We start from the raw sequence: 13,865 nt of genomic DNA on the forward strand, positions 1-13,865 counted from the left end.
GATCTCGGTCGTCTCGGCCATCTCGGCCATCTCAGCCGTCTCAGCGGCCGTCTCGGCCGTCTCAGCCGTCTCAGTGATCTCGACCGTCTCAGCGATCTCGGCCGCGATACACACGGCATCCAGCGCCACCAGGCCCTGAGCGGTGATCCGCAGCGGGTTGATCTCGATCTCGGTGAGGGCGGGGTGCGCGGCCAGCAGGCCGCCCAGGGCCGCCACCACCACGCCGAGCGCGGCCCGGTCCAGTACGGGCCCGCCGCGCCAGCCGTCGAGCAGGGCGTGTCCGGCCAGTTCGGCGGGCATGGTCGCGGCCTCCCCCACGCCGAGCGGGGCGAGCCGGATGCTCACGTCCGGCAGGGCTTCGGCGGTGGTGCCGCCGAAGCCGACCAGGACGACGGGTCCGAACACCGGGTCCCGGCGGGCGCCGACCACGAGATCCACGCCGGACGAGGCCATCGACTCGATCAAGAAGCGGTTCGCTCCCGCCGCCTCGATCACGTCGAGCGCCGCGTCCAGTTCCTCCGGAGTCCGCACGCCGAGCCGCACCCCGCCGACGTCCGTCTTGTGCGGCACGGCCGCGTCCAGCAACTTGACCGCCACCGGGCCAGGCAGTTCGGCCAGCGCCCGGTGTGCCTCAGCGCGGTCGGCACAGGCACGGCGGGGCAAGGTCGGAACGCCGAGCGCGGCGAGGAGCGTCTTGGCCTGGTCCTCATCCCAGGGACCGGACGCCTGGTCCCAGGGACCGGACGCCTGGCCCCCGTCCCAGGGACCGGTCACCTGGCCCCCGTCCCAGGGACCGGGACCGATGTCCGGGCTGGGGCTCGCGTCCACGGGCGGCGCGGCCGCGGAGATCGCTGTCGTACGGCTGCGACCGCGTGCGTCGGCCAGCAGCGCGCCGGTCATCGCGGCAAGCCCCCGCGGGTCGCCGGTCACCGGTACGCCCCGCTCCAGAAGGGCGCGGCGCACACGTCGTACGTCATCGCCCGCCCCACCGACTCCGAGCACCGTCGGCACGCTCCCCCGGGCCGCATCCACGGCCTCGACCAGGTCGAACGCACCGGGCTCGTGCAGCGCGTACCCGGCGATCAGGTCCACGGCCGGGTCGGCGGCCACCGCCGTCAGCACGGCAGCGAAGCCGGGGCCGGGACGGCCCGTGTCGACCGGGTTGGCCTGGTACGTCAGCGGGGGCAGTACGGCGGCCAGAGCACGCCGGGTGTCCTCGGCCAGCTCCGGTACGGCGGCTCGACGGCCGCGCAGGTCGTCCAGGAGCAGCAGGCCAGGACCGGCCTGCGCGGTCACCACGCCCACGCCGGGGTCGATGGCGGCGGGCAGCCGCAGGAGCGACAACGCGCCCACCGCGTCGACCAGTTCCCGTTCGTCGTCCACCAGGACGGCGCCGGCCTGGGCGAGGGCGGCGCGGGTGGTGCGCCAGGAGGTGGCGAGGGCGCCGGTGTGGGAGGCGGCGAAGGCGCCGACGTCGTGGCGGCCGACGACGAGGGCGACGACCGGGCGGGTGGCGGTGAGCCGGGCGACCGCGTCGGTGAGGCGGCGGCCGTCGGCGACCGACTCGATGTGCAGGGCCACGGCGGTGGTGCGCGGGTCGTCGGCCAGGTGGTCGAGGACGTCGGCTGTCGTGACGTCCGCGCTGTTGCCCAGGCCGACCGCGAGGCTCACCCCGTGTCCGGCCTCGCCGAGCAGGAACGCCAGAGCGTGGTTCACGCCTCCGCTGGCGGCCACGACGGCGATCCGGCCGGAGGGCACGTCGGCCGCGCCCGGCACGAAGCTGGCCGTGAGGTCCGGTGTGAGGAAGCCGGAGGTGTTCGGGCCCAGCAGCCGGATGCCGGTGCGCAGGGCGACCTCGGCCAACTCCCGCTGGTGCCGCTCGCCGTCCGGTCCGGCCTCGGCGAAACCGCCCCCGTAGACCACGGCGGCCCGCGCCCCGGCCTTGGCGGCCTCGGCGACGGCGTCCGCGCAGCCCGCGGCGGGTACGCAGACCAGCGCCAGGTCGACGAGGCCGTGTTCGGCGGCCTCGGCGACCGAGCCGTACACCCCGGTCGAGGGGTCCGGGCGGCGGGCGTTGACCAGCCCCACCCACCCGGGGAAGGCGGCCACCGACCGCGCGAGGGCGGCCCCCAGCTTCCCCGGGTCGGTGGAGGCCCCGACGACGGCGATACCGCGTGGGGAGAACAGCGCCTGAAGCGTCATGACGACACCTCCCACTCGGCGACCGTGGCGGCGCCCGCGCCGACCAGGTCGGTACGCCCGGACAGCACGGCCGTGAGGGCGCGGTCGAGGTCGAGGGTGTCGTCGATCAGCAGGGCGGGCAGGCCGTGGCGCAGCCGGGTCCGTTCGGTGAGGAGGGCTCGGGTGTACGGCGTACCGCCGTGTACGGCGATCAACAGCGGCTCCCCGGCTGCCAGTCCGGCGAGACGCTCATACGCTGCCGCGAGGCCGGACTCGTCGTCCGGGGCCGTGACCCGGGCACCCCAGGGCTCGGCGGCGGTGCCCGGCGCCGACTCGCGCAGCGGCAGCGGGTCTCCGGTGCCGCCGATCGCCGTACCGCCGTCGGGGGCGACCAGCATGATCCGGCCGGGCAGCCGCCACGCACCGAGGTCGAGCGGGGTGTCCAGCGGTTCGGCGCCATGGCGCGTCTCCCACTGGTCGTGGGCGGCGCGCACGAACTCCGGTGCCCGGCGGGCCAGTCGGCCGTCGGTGATGCTGCGGGAGAGGAAGTGGTAGGCGAACTGCCAGGGCTCGAAGGCGTCGTGGTACTCGCCGAAGTGCTCCCACCAGCCGAGGCTCGGCCGTGCCGCGTTCTGGATCGCCTCGACCGACGGCCGGGCGGCGGCCTCGTACGCGGCGAGAGCGGCCGGGAGGTCGTCGGCGTGCTTGGTGAGGGCGGCGGAGAGGGCGATCGCGTCCTCCATGGCCATCTTGGTGCCGGAGCCGACGGAGAAGTGCGCGGTGTGGGCCGAGTCGCCGAGCAGGACGACCGGGCGGGGGTCGGTGACGTACCAGTGGCGGGTGCGGCGGGTGCGGAAGTTGCCCCAGCGGGAGTTGTTGACCAGGAGCCGGTGTCCGTCGATCTGCCCGGCGAACAGTTCCTCCAGGTACGCCTTGGTGGCCAGGTCGCTCGGGCCCGGCGGCCTGGTGACGTCGAAGGCGTCGAGGCCCGCCGCCCGCCAGGTCGGCTCGTCCGTCTCCACGATGAACGTGCTCACGTCCGCGCTGATCGGGTAGCCGTGCACCGCGAACACGCCGTGCGGACCGCGCTCGTGGACGAAGGTGAGCCCGTCGAACATGTAGTCCGTGCCGAACCAGATGAACTTGGCCGTCGCCGTGTCGAAGGACGGCTCCAGACGGTCCGCCAGGGCTCCGCGGATGCGTGACGACGTGCCGTCGGCGGCGACCACGAGGTCGTAGTCGTCCAGGCCGGCGAGGTCCGTCTCGGTCTCGAACCGCAGGTCCGCGCCGAGTTCCCGCGCCCGCTCCTGGAGCAGGGCCAGCAGCGTACGGCGGACGATCGCGGCCATGCCGTTGCCCCCGCAGCGCAGGCGCTCGCCCTTGAGCCGAACCTCGATGTCCTCCCAGTGCCGGCCGTGTGCGCCCAGCGCCTCACGGAGCACCGGGTCGGCGTCGTGGATGCCGGCGAGCGTGCGGTCGGAGAACACCACGCCGAAGCCGAACGCGTCGTCGGCGCGGTTGCGTTCGAAGACCGTGACTTCGACGGACGGGTCGGCCTGCCGGACCAGGGCGGCGAAGAACAGCCCTCCCGGGCCTCCGCCTGCGACAGCGATGCGCATGGTCAGTTCCTCACCGGGTGCTCGCCGCTCACCAGGGTGTCGCTCACCAAGGTGTCGCTCACCAGGGGGTTGCGGCACTCGCCGATGCCCTCGGCCCGGGTCACCAGTTCGCTCACGACGGACTCACTCCTTCGGGCCTTCCAGCCTTCGGACCTTCGGGATCAACTCAATCCAACGTACGACATAGAAATAACGGTCGTCTAGATATTGAAACTCACCTCTCGGGCGCCCGAGCCGTTCGGACGCCCTGGTGCCCCGGCGCCCCGCCCCTGCGCCCCGGCGCCCTCAGTCAGCCCCCGCTGCCGCCGATCACCTCGTCGACGTACCCCTCCGCCTCCGCCCGCAGCAGGCCATGGGCCTCCAGGAACAGCTCGTGGGCCTGGCGGCCGACCCAGCCCTCGGGCAGCAGCTCGGGCGGCAGGTCGGGGTCCCGGAAGGGGAACATGCGGTAGTCGTGGATCAGGCGCATGCGCTCGATCAGCGCGTCCCGGCCGCGCAGTTCGCCCGCGCGGTAGCCGGCGAGGCGCGGCCGGTAGCGGTCGAGCAGTTCGCCGTACTCCTTGTTCAGGGCGGCCAGGTCCCAGGAGCGGGCCGCCATGTCCCGGTCGGCCACCGCCCCCTCGGAGCGTGCGTGCAGCGCGTCGATCCGCGCCGCGGGCTGGTCGGCGAAGCTCTCCCTGACCTCGGCGACCCGGTCGTGCGGACTGATCCACACGGACGCCGACAGCAGGCCGAAGCCCAGCCAGGACAGCTTCTTGCGCAGCTGCTCGCGCAGCGCCCGGTCGGCCTCGGGCACCGAGTAGATGACCATGTGCCACTGGCCGTCCCACGGACCGGGCGCACGCCGGAAGATCCGCTCCCGGCCCTCGTCGAGCAGCCGCCAAGAGGCGTCGGTGAGGGCGTAGACGGTCTCCCTCCCCTCCTTGCGGCTGTCCAGCCAGCCCTCCTTGCGCATCCGGGCGGCGACCACCCGCACCGTGCTCTCGGGGATGCCGAAGCAGTCCATGAGAGCGACCAGACCGCGCAGCCGGACCTCGCCGCCCCGGTAGCGCAGATAGTCGCCGAACAGGTCGAAGACCAATGACCGCGGCTTCACAAGCACCTCCTGGCCCTTTCGGACCCCGCCCCTACGCGTGTCAACTACTTGACGATCGTCTCACGGACGACGGATATTTCAACCGTACGACGGCCGTCTCCGAGACGGTACGTCGCTCCTCACATCACTCACATCACTCACATCACTCACATCACTCCTCACGTCACTCACATCACTCCTCACGTCACTCCTCACGTCGAAGGAGACGCCATGGCAGAGACCTTTGTCCTCATATCCGGCGCCTGTCACAGCGGCTGGACCTGGCGGCGGGTGGCCGAGCGGCTGCGCACCGCCGGCCATCGCGTCCTGGCCCCGGACCTGCCCGGCCTCGCCGACGGGGACGACCCGCGCGCGTACGGCCTGGCCGACGTCGGCGACTTCGTCGTCGACCTCGTCGAACGGCACGACCTGCGGGACGTCACCCTCGTCGGGCACAGCTGGGGCGGCTACCCGCTCACCGCGGCGGCCCCACGCCTCGCGCCGCGCCTGCGCAAGCTCGTCTACTGGAGCGCGTTCGTCCCCGCCGAGGGCCGGTCCCTGATGGACGAAGTCCCGCCGCACTACGCCGAGATGTTCCAGCAACTCGCCGCCGCGTCCGGCAACGACAGCATTCTCTTCCCGTACGAGGTCTTCACGGCGGCCTTCATGCAGGACGGCGACGACGGCGCGCAGCGCCTGGTCCACAGCCTGCTGGTCCCCCAGCCCCTGCGCTACTTCACCGAGACGGTCGCCCCGATCAGCCCGGCCGCGCTCGGCGTCCCCGCCTCCTACGTCGTCGGCACCGAGGATCTGGCCCTGCCGCCCGGCGAGTACGGCTGGACGCCCCGCTTCCCACGGCGCCTCGGCCCGGACACGCCCGTCATCGAGTACACCGGCACCCATGAGGCCCAGTTCACCCGCCCCGACGACCTGACGGCGGCGCTGCTCAAGGCGTAAGACGACGGAGGAACGAACACCGACCGCCCCGACCGCGTCCTGCGCGGCGGGGGCGGCGCGGGGCCGGTCGCGTAGTGCGTACGGCGGCGGCGACGACCTCGTGGAAGCGGGCCTGGCCGTGCCGATGGGGGTGGGCTGGTACACCGCCGGCGGACGGGTCCGGACACGTGGTCAGCGCCGGGTGTTTCCGGCCGGAGCGGTTGACCGGCCCGGTGGGCGCACTCGGGGCCACGACAGGACTCCGGCACCCGGAGGGGAACCATGAACACGACGGCACGGACCGGCCGGGACGGTCCGACACAGCAGAAACGGCTGGTCATCTATTTCAACGACCACCTGGCCGGGCCGTGCGGCGGGCGCGGAACTCGCCCGCCACACGGCCCAGGAGCACCGGAAGTCGCCGTTCGGTGACGCCCCGGAGGACCTGCGGAAGGAGATCTCGCAGGACCGGCAGGCCCTGGTACGCCTCCTCGAAGACCTCGATGTCCCCGTCAGGCACTACAGGTATACGGAGCGTCTCTGCACGGCTATAGGACCGAGGAGGGTGCCCGACGTCGCCTGGGCGCCGGGCGTGCGCGTGACAGTCTGGGACAGGGTCACTACGGAACGCTAATCCGACTGGTGGGCACTCACTCACAACTGCACCACGCTCATGCCCACTCACGGCTCATGCCCACTCACGGCCGGCCGTCCGGACTCGCGTCGGCGGAAGCGGCGGCGCCGACGCGGTCATGACGGGCCAGCAGGGCCAGCAGACCCGCGACGGTCGCCTCACCGTCGGCGGGATGACGCAGGACGGTGCCGGGAGAGATCCGGTAGAGGTTGGAACGGCCCTGGCGGACGTGGGTGAGGTAGCCGCCCTCTTCGAGGTCGACGATGATCCGCTGGACCGCCCGTTCGGTGAGCTGACAGCGCGCTGCGATGTCACGGATGCGGGCGGTGTCGTCCTCGGCGACGGCGGCCAGCACCCGCGCGTGGTTGGTCAGAAACGTCCAGCCCCGGTAGGGCTCCGGAACTCCTTCCATACCCACAGAGTAGGGCGGCTGTTTCACGCTTTCAAAAGCACGACTTTCGTTTCATGTATCTCTTGACGTGGAAGCCGGAGGGTGGGGATGCTGGAAGAGGCATGGGAAGAGGCATGGGAAGAGGCTTGGAAGGACAAATGCTCGGGGAGCCAGCATGTCCGATCAGGTAACCGCCCTGCGAGGCGACCAGGAGTTCTGCGCCGACTGCGGCGCCGAACGGCGTCCCGTCTCGTACGTTCCCCCGTTGTCGTTGACCGTCCATGTCGGCGCGGACGGCCGACCCACTGAGGTGACGGCGTCCGGTGAGATCGACTTCGACAGCAGTCCCGCGCTGGGGCACATGCTGCAGGACGCGCTGGACCAGTCGGCGGACGGCGTGGAAGTCGATCTCACCGGGATCGGGTTCTGCGACTGCTCCGGACTCAACGTCCTCCTGCACGTCCGCCGACGTGCCCGCGAGGCCGCCAAGACCCTCACCATCCGTGTCTCCAGCCCGGCCGTACAGCGCCCCCTGGCGCTGACCGGCACCGGCGACGTGCTCACCGCGACGGACACGGCGCGGGCCCCCGACCCGGGAGACGACAGCTCACCGCTCGGCCCGGCGCATGGCGCGGATCCGACCGCCGACGGCATCAAGACGGAGAACGATCAACTGCGACGCGCCATGCAGACCCGCCCGGTCATCGACATCGCCCGCGGCATCCTCATGGCCTCCTACACCATCAGCGCCGAGCAGGCATGGCAGGTCCTGGTGAGCACCTCGCAGAACAGCAACACCAAACTCCACCTGCTCGCCGAAACACTCCTGAACGCCGTGCACGGCCACAACCTGCCCGAGCCGCTCGCCGGTCACCTGGCGCAAGCCCTGCGAGAACACGGCGGGCACCCCCTCTGACGGCGGGCAGCGCATCATGTGTTCCTCGCGCCGAAGTGACCAGGCGGGCGGGGCGAGTTCCGATCGGGCACCTCCCCCAAGGGCCGACGGCCTCGGCGTGGACCAGCAGGCGCGGCGCGACGGGCCGGCCAGCAGCGCGTTGACGCGTTGACGCATTGACGTGCGTCGTGAAGACGCGCAAGGTCGGCGTGCACGGCCGATTTGGAGATCGCGGACGACCAAGGAGCTCCTCCTGCGCGACCTGCGCGACCTCCGTCTCGACGCCGTACGGAACTCTCTGCGCGCTGGACCTACACCATGATCAAGGATGACGGTGTCCTCTCATCCCTGTCGGGCCGCCTCATCCCTGCGATCGGCCGGGTGAGGTAGAGCCGCTGCGTGGTAGCGGCCTGCCGGGCGGTTCTTGCGGTGTACTGCGGTGTAGTGCGGTGTGCTGCGGTGTAGTGCGGTGTGCTGCGGTGTAGTGCGGTGTGCTGCGGTGTAGTGCGGCGTACTGCGGTGTACTCGGTGGAAGGTGGGCCGATGGCCGGGCGTTCGTGCTGGGTTGCGGTATGCGTCCTGCTGAGTGGCCTGAGCGTCGTCGGCATCGGCGGGTGCGGCACGGTGACGGAACGGCGAGACGACGTACGCGACACCGCGGCCGCCTTCCAGGCGGCGCTGGACGCGCAGGCATATGACAGGGTCTGCGCCCTGCTCGCGCCGGGCACCGTGGAGGAGCTGGAACACTCGGGTGGCAGCCCGTGTGCGCAAGCTCTGCGTGAGGAGTCGCCGACGCCGGGCGGGGCCGTGCGGCGGACGGACGTGTACGGCAACCAGGCGCGGGCGGTGCTGTCCGCCGACACCCTGTTCCTCTCCCACTTCGCCTCCGGTTGGAAGGTCGTGGCCGCCGACTGCGAACAGCGGCCGCAGGAGCCGTACGAGTGCCGGATCAAGGGCGGGTGAAGTGTGAGGACCATGTTCACCGTCGTCGTCGGGATCATCGCGGTCGGTCTCGTCTGCCTGGCGGCCCTGGGGCTGATGCGCCGATGAGCAGGCGGGGAGGCGGGCGCGGAGGCGGGCGGGGCTTTTTGCGAGACTTTGCGCGGGACAACGGGCTCGGGCTGTTCTTCACTGTCGCGTTCCTGCTGGCGCTGGTCGGGCAGGCGATCGCGGGCCACGCCGACTTCAACAACCAGATGGCCACCGACCAGCTCCAACAGGTCTCGCTCGGCGAATACGTCACCACGTCCGACTTCGCCGTCGATGTGTCCGAGAACTGGCAGTCGGAGTACTTGCAGTTCTTCCTCTACGTCGGCGTGACCGTCTGGCTGCTGCAACGCGGCTCCCCGGAGTCCAAGATGCTGCACAAGGCCGGCACCGAGTCCGACGAGGACCAACTGGTCGGGAGGCATGCCAAGGAGAACTCGCCCAAGTGGGCCGGGGTCGGCGGATGGCGACAGGCGGTGTACTCGAACTCGCTGCTTCTCGTCATGGGGACGATCTTCCTGCTGTCCTGGCTGGTCCAGTCGATCACCGGGGTCGCCGCCTACAACGAACAGCGGCTACGGCAGTTGCAAGCCCCGCTGAGCTGGGCCGGCTACCTGGGCGCGGCGGACTTCTGGAACCGCACCCTGCAGAACTGGCAGTCCGAACTGCTCGCCGTCGCCTCGATGGCCGTACTCTCGATCTACCTGCGACAACGCGGCTCCCCGGAGTCGAAACCGGTCGGAGCGGCCCACGGCGCCACCGGAGTGGAAGGCTGAGCTGTCAGGGAGCGGACAGCTCGAACCGCGTCACGTGGACGGAGCCGCCGAGCGCCTGGGTCGCGTGGTTGAAGAGGGCGAACCGGTGGCCCATGAAGAACCGCCAGTCGTTGCCCATGGAGAACGCGGGACCGAGGCGCGTGAAGGTGACACCGTCGGTGCTGTAGGAGAAGACGCCGGGACGGGACGCGCCGGGACGGATGTCGGCGTTCACCCGCAGCCAGAGGCGACCGCCGCTCGGTGCGCTCGTGCTCGCCCGCACGGTCCCCGTTCCGGTGGTGTTCCAACTGCCGTCCATGGTCAGCCCGTCGACCATCACCACACGTGTGGTACCCCCGTCGCGCTGGAGCCCGATCCATGCGGAGGAGTCCCGCAGCAACGCCAGCCCGGCCCGGTCGCCGTCGCGCATCGCCGAGTGGTCGAGCTGGATCGTCGCCGTGGACGCAGGGCCCTGGATGCGGTGGGTGAGGGTGTTGCGGGCCCAGTAGAGGTCGTTGGTGACGGTCGCGGTGCGCAGGGTCAGCCCGCCCCCCGCGGACCACCTGCTGTTGTCCGGGTTGTGGTTCCACTCCCATTTCGGCTTCAGGGTCGTACCGTCGAAGGTGTCGACGCCGGTCAGCGGGGTGACCTGTCGGGGTGGTGTCGGCACGACGGGGCTCGGATACGACGTGCCCCAGGCGCCGTTCACGAGCTGGAGGACGGGCCAGCCGTCCGAGGTCCAGGTGACGGGCGCCAGGGCGGGCATCCGTCCGCCGGGATACGCGTCGACGAAGGCCATGTAGTACCAGGCCCCGCCCTGCGTCCGCACGAGTCCGCCCTGGTGCGGGACACCGCCGCCCTGGATCGGTCCGGGCAGGTCGAGCAGAACCTGCCGCAGCGTGTAGGGGCCGAACGGGCCGCTGGTCGACCTCAGGATGTACTGGCCGTTGGCAGGGCGGGTCAGAAAGATGTAGTAGCTCCCGTTGATCTTGTAGAAGCGGGCACCCTCCAGCGTGCCGATGCTCGACGGCGTGCTGAACACCTGCTGTGTCCGCACCTGGCTGCGTCCGTCGGCGGAGAGCTGGGCCACGTGAATGGCGCCGTTGCCGTACGCGACGTACAGGGTGTCGTCGTCATCCACCAGCAGCCCCGCGTCGTAGTAGACGTTGGGGAGCGAGGCATGTCTGCTCCACGGCCCCTCGACGGACGTGGCCGTGTAGACGTAGGTCCGGGCGAAGTCGATCTGACCGAGCCAGTAGAAGGTGCTGTTACCGGGACGGTAGGCCAGCGACGACGCCCAGACGCCGCGGACGTAGCCGCGGGCGCCGCTGAGGTCGTACTTGGACCCGAAGTCGAGGACGGGCACGGAATGGCCGGCGATCTCCCAGTTGACCAGGTCGTACGAGCGGAGAACGGGAGCGCCCGGCGAGTAGTGCATCGTCGACGCGGAGCAGTAGTACGTGTTGCCGACCCGGATGATGTCGACGTCCGCGAAGTCCTGCCAGATCACCGGGTTCGTGTACTGGGCTGCTGCCGAGTCCGTCGAGACTGCTCGGGCCCGGCTCGTCGCACCGAGGGGTGACAGGGCGCCGGCGGCCATTCCACCGGTCGCGGTGAGAGCCTTACGGCGACTGAATGGTTGCTGTGTCCATGCCATCTACGTAGCTGCCCTTCCGGGTGGGCCTGCCGTGCGGTAGCTGTGGTTCGAGCGGTGGGCCGGTAACCAGTACCAATACGAAGGCTCAGCCGGGCCCGCGGTAGCGCGATCGCCATGCGCTCCGAATGTGACGTCGTTCCGTATTCCGAACGCTGATTGATTCTGTGAACGTCCTCGGAGCATACGAGTCCTTGAAGGGGAGTCAATCCCTCTCGCATCATTCGCCCTGAAGCTCGAAAGGTTTCGCTGTGGCGTCGGTGAGAGCCGGCTCGAAGGCAGCAGGAGCTGCCTGCGCCGGATGCGTGCGGCGAGCCCCGCCCGCCGACCGCGCCGCGGATGGCTGACGCGGTCGCCGTGGTGATCGCCGGGCCGAGAGCGGGGTCTTCGCCGGTCCCTTCTTCACGCTCCGACTGCCGCGAGCGGGACTTCGAGTACGTCACCGCCGGCACCGGCCAGGCGCGCTCCAGTGGTACGGCCCCGAATCCGGCGCTGGGCCAAGGGCGAGCGTCGGCCGTTCCGAGGAAGCCGCGGCCCTCGGCGTGCCGCGTGAAGCGGGCTTCGTCCGAGCTCTGTGCAGGCGCGAGCTCTGTGCACGCGCGATCTCCGTACACGCGCGAGCTCCGTACACGCGCGACGGCGTTCCCCGACCGGACGTCCGACCGAGCCCGACCCGGCAACCGTGCCGTGCGTATCTCGCCGATGGGCCGACGGCCCTTGCCGGGGGCCGCCGCGGGCGTGACGTGCGCGGAGACCTTCCTCGACGCTCCCGTGCCGAGCTTCACCGCCTTCGAGCCGTCGGCCTTGAGGGGGTCGTCGGAGGTGGGAGCGGCCTGCGGGACGTCGGCCGCGAAGGCGCCAGGTGTCGGCCCGGCGGCACAGAACGCGGCCACCAGACCCGCGACGACGGCGCGGCGGGCCGCACGTGCCGCGCCCGGTATCGGGGCACAACGGGGCGCGGGGGCATGCAGAATCCCTGCTGAGGAACGAACATGTGCGCGCGGCGACAGGGCGATTGCCTCTGATCGCCGTGGCCCGAAACCGATCTCGGACAATCACCGGTGATCGCGCAGATGACCCACAGTTCTTGAGGCTTCGCATAAGTTCCACGGCCTGTACAACCCGAAGCCGTCGATCACAACGCGAAGCCGTCCGAGCGACGTCAGAGCGGACCGCCCGCCGGCGGATCTTCTGAGCCCCGATGCGCAGGCAACAGACGCCCCGTCACTCCGGCCGAGCCGCCCGGCCGGGCGGTCTCCGTCCTGGGCGACAACTGCGAATGCCGGTCGCGCATCGGGCCGGCACGAATTCGTGCTCCGCGACGGGACTGAATTGACCACCGAGTAACTTGTGGCAGAGGCGTGAAAATTCAAGAATGCCGGGTCGGCCAGTTCCGTTTTGAACGCATCTGCGTATTTCCCACAAACTCCGCGATGGTAGTTTGACGACGAAGTCGACGGCGGCTGACTGCGGCACATTTTCCCTTGTCGCAGCGAGTTCGGTGGGTTCGGTGGGCCTTGCCGCGGTCGTCGGTGCTTCGACCTCGTTCGGGCTGGCGTTCGGGCCCGTTCGGGCTCGTTCGGGCTCGTCGGCGAAGAAGAAGTTAACACCAGTTGACAACTCTTTGCCGGATTGATCGGCTGCAATATCGGCAGAAACGGCATGCTGATCTGCCGTTTCTGCCGACGACACAACTAGAAAAGGCGGTGTATGTACGTGTTGCTCAAGAAGGCCTCGCTGGTCGCAGCGAGTTTCGCGGCGGCCATTGGAGTGGCCGTCGCGATAGCGGCTCCAGCTCATGCCCAGAATTACGGTTACTACGACACTGAGGCGGAATGCCTCGCGGCGAAGGGTGCGAGGACCGACCTCAGTTGCGGCTACAGTCCCGGTGAGAACGGGACTGGAGTGTGGGTGCTGACCGACGGGCGTGGCGGCGGCTGACGGCAGCATCTACGACACCGGAGGCTTCCCTCCACCAGCAGCGCCTGCTCGGCACGCTGAAGATGGCGCTGCGTCAGGACTGGGGCGGCTCGCGGGCTCGAACCTCCTGAAACCCCCGAGTCGACAGTGGGCTCGACCGGTTGGGCTCGACCGGTTGGGCTCGACCGGTTGGGCTCGACCGGTTGGGCTCGACCGGTGCTCAACCGCCGGACGTCTGCCCCCGGCGCAGCGGCTGGGGTGACTTCGCAGCCTCGGCCTCTGCTTTGGCGTCGCTCACCGCGGCGGCGGCCTGCTTCTCGGCCTCGTCAGCGGCCGCGGCGGCGTCGAGCGAAGCCGTCCAGCCTGCGCCGAGTTCCGGAGTACGGCCTTCGCCCGACGTGTCGTCAGCGAGGGCCGTTCCCGCTTCCTCGGATCGCGCGGTTCTGGGAGGACCCGCCGCCGACTGGTCACCGAACGCACGGGTGACGGTCCGAACCGCCTCGGTCAGCTCCCCCGGGATCACCCAGAACGTGTTGTTGTCGCTGCCCGCCAAGTGCGGGAGCGTCTCCAGGTATTTGTAGGCCAGGACCTTCGGGTCGGCATTGTTGCGATGGACGGCCTGGAAGACGAGCTCCACCGCCTTTGCCTCACCGTCCGCCCGCAAGATCATGGCCTGCTGCGTGCCCTGCGCCTCCAGGATGTCCTTCTGCCTCGTGCCTTCCGCTGTAAGGATCTTGGCTTGCCGCTCCCCTTCTGCGTGCAGGATGGCCGCGCGCTTGTCACGCTCGGCCCGCATCTGCTTCTCCATCGCTTCCTTG

At 70.3% G+C, this 13,865-nt stretch carries 11 protein-coding genes; 4 read left to right on the plus strand and 7 right to left on the minus strand.

The genetic code is table 11. From position 1 onward, the window contains the following. From GFH49_RS20850 to GFH49_RS20860, 3 genes are all read right to left on the minus strand, one after another. The coding region (locus GFH49_RS20850) for an acetate--CoA ligase family protein (RefSeq protein ID WP_155057612.1) at positions 1–2,202 on the minus strand (2,202 nt) is incomplete at its 3' end. Continuing rightward, the gene (locus GFH49_RS20855; protein WP_155057613.1) at positions 2,199–3,800 is read right to left on the minus strand and encodes an FAD-dependent monooxygenase; all 1,602 of its coding nucleotides are present in this window, start codon (positions 3,798–3,800) and stop codon (positions 2,199–2,201) included. The genes GFH49_RS20850 and GFH49_RS20855, both read right to left, overlap by 4 nt. 289 nt (positions 3,801–4,089) lie before the next feature. Continuing rightward, the gene (locus GFH49_RS20860; protein WP_155057614.1) at positions 4,090–4,896 is read right to left on the minus strand and encodes a PaaX family transcriptional regulator; all 807 of its coding nucleotides are present in this window, start codon (positions 4,894–4,896) and stop codon (positions 4,090–4,092) included. Between the two features lie 210 nt (positions 4,897–5,106). Here GFH49_RS20860 and GFH49_RS20865 point away from each other — a divergent pair, with 210 nt between their 5' ends. After that, positions 5,107–5,832, plus strand: a complete 726-nt coding sequence (locus GFH49_RS20865; RefSeq protein ID WP_155057615.1) for an alpha/beta fold hydrolase — start codon at positions 5,107–5,109, stop codon at positions 5,830–5,832. Between the two features lie 325 nt (positions 5,833–6,157). Here the strand turns inward: GFH49_RS20865 and GFH49_RS20870 are convergent, their stop codons facing one another. After that, the gene (locus GFH49_RS20870; RefSeq protein ID WP_155057616.1) at positions 6,158–6,331 is read right to left on the minus strand and encodes a hypothetical protein; all 174 of its coding nucleotides are present in this window, start codon (positions 6,329–6,331) and stop codon (positions 6,158–6,160) included. Between the two features lie 178 nt (positions 6,332–6,509). Further along, positions 6,510–6,857 carry a helix-turn-helix transcriptional regulator gene (locus GFH49_RS20875; RefSeq protein WP_155057617.1) on the minus strand — a complete coding sequence of 116 codons (348 nt, stop codon included), beginning with the start codon at positions 6,855–6,857 and terminating at the stop codon, positions 6,510–6,512. A 154-nt stretch (positions 6,858–7,011) separates the two neighbouring features. On the opposite strand from GFH49_RS20875, the gene GFH49_RS20880 reads away from it, so the two are divergent. From GFH49_RS20880 to GFH49_RS20890, 3 genes are all read left to right on the plus strand, one after another. Continuing rightward, entirely contained in the window at positions 7,012–7,752 is a 741-nt protein-coding gene (locus GFH49_RS20880; protein ID WP_155057618.1) for an anti-sigma factor antagonist, read from the plus strand. Positions 7,753–8,274: 522 nt separating this feature from the next. After that, positions 8,275–8,694 carry a hypothetical protein gene (locus GFH49_RS20885; RefSeq protein WP_155057619.1) on the plus strand — a complete coding sequence of 140 codons (420 nt, stop codon included), beginning with the start codon at positions 8,275–8,277 and terminating at the stop codon, positions 8,692–8,694. 83 nt (positions 8,695–8,777) lie between these two features. Then, positions 8,778–9,494: a DUF6766 family protein gene (locus GFH49_RS20890; RefSeq protein ID WP_155057620.1), complete on the plus strand. Its 717-nt coding sequence runs from the start codon at positions 8,778–8,780 to the stop codon at positions 9,492–9,494. 4 nt (positions 9,495–9,498) lie between these two features. Here the strand turns inward: GFH49_RS20890 and GFH49_RS20895 are convergent, their stop codons facing one another. Together GFH49_RS20895 and GFH49_RS20900 are read right to left on the minus strand one after the other, a co-directional pair. Beyond that, a complete protein-coding gene (locus tag GFH49_RS20895) occupies positions 9,499–11,130 on the minus strand; it encodes a glycoside hydrolase family 43 protein (RefSeq protein WP_155057621.1) in 1,632 nt (543 codons plus the stop codon). A gap of 2,137 nt (positions 11,131–13,267) precedes the next feature. Further along, a partial coding sequence (locus GFH49_RS20900; RefSeq protein ID WP_196218069.1) for an SPFH domain-containing protein occupies positions 13,268–13,865 on the minus strand: 598 nt, incomplete at its 5' end.

The organism is Streptomyces blattellae (assembly GCF_009709555.1).
GTDB classification, from domain to species: domain Bacteria; phylum Actinomycetota; class Actinomycetes; order Streptomycetales; family Streptomycetaceae; genus Streptomyces; species Streptomyces blattellae.

Excerpts from the sequence above, each read along its gene's own strand:
- GFH49_RS20875 (WP_155057617.1), bottom strand. The coding sequence starts at position 6,857 with ATGGAAGGAGTTCCGGAGCCCTACCGGGGCTGGACGTTTCTGACCAAC.
- GFH49_RS20865 (WP_155057615.1), top strand. The coding sequence starts at position 5,107 with ATGGCAGAGACCTTTGTCCTCATATCCGGCGCCTGTCACAGCGGCTGG.
- GFH49_RS20855 (WP_155057613.1), bottom strand. The coding sequence starts at position 3,800 with ATGCGCATCGCTGTCGCAGGCGGAGGCCCGGGAGGGCTGTTCTTCGCC.
- GFH49_RS20895 (WP_155057621.1), bottom strand. The coding sequence starts at position 11,130 with ATGGCATGGACACAGCAACCATTCAGTCGCCGTAAGGCTCTCACCGCG.
- GFH49_RS20885 (WP_155057619.1), top strand. The coding sequence starts at position 8,275 with ATGGCCGGGCGTTCGTGCTGGGTTGCGGTATGCGTCCTGCTGAGTGGC.
- GFH49_RS20880 (WP_155057618.1), top strand. The coding sequence starts at position 7,012 with ATGTCCGATCAGGTAACCGCCCTGCGAGGCGACCAGGAGTTCTGCGCC.
- GFH49_RS20890 (WP_155057620.1), top strand. The coding sequence starts at position 8,778 with ATGAGCAGGCGGGGAGGCGGGCGCGGAGGCGGGCGGGGCTTTTTGCGA.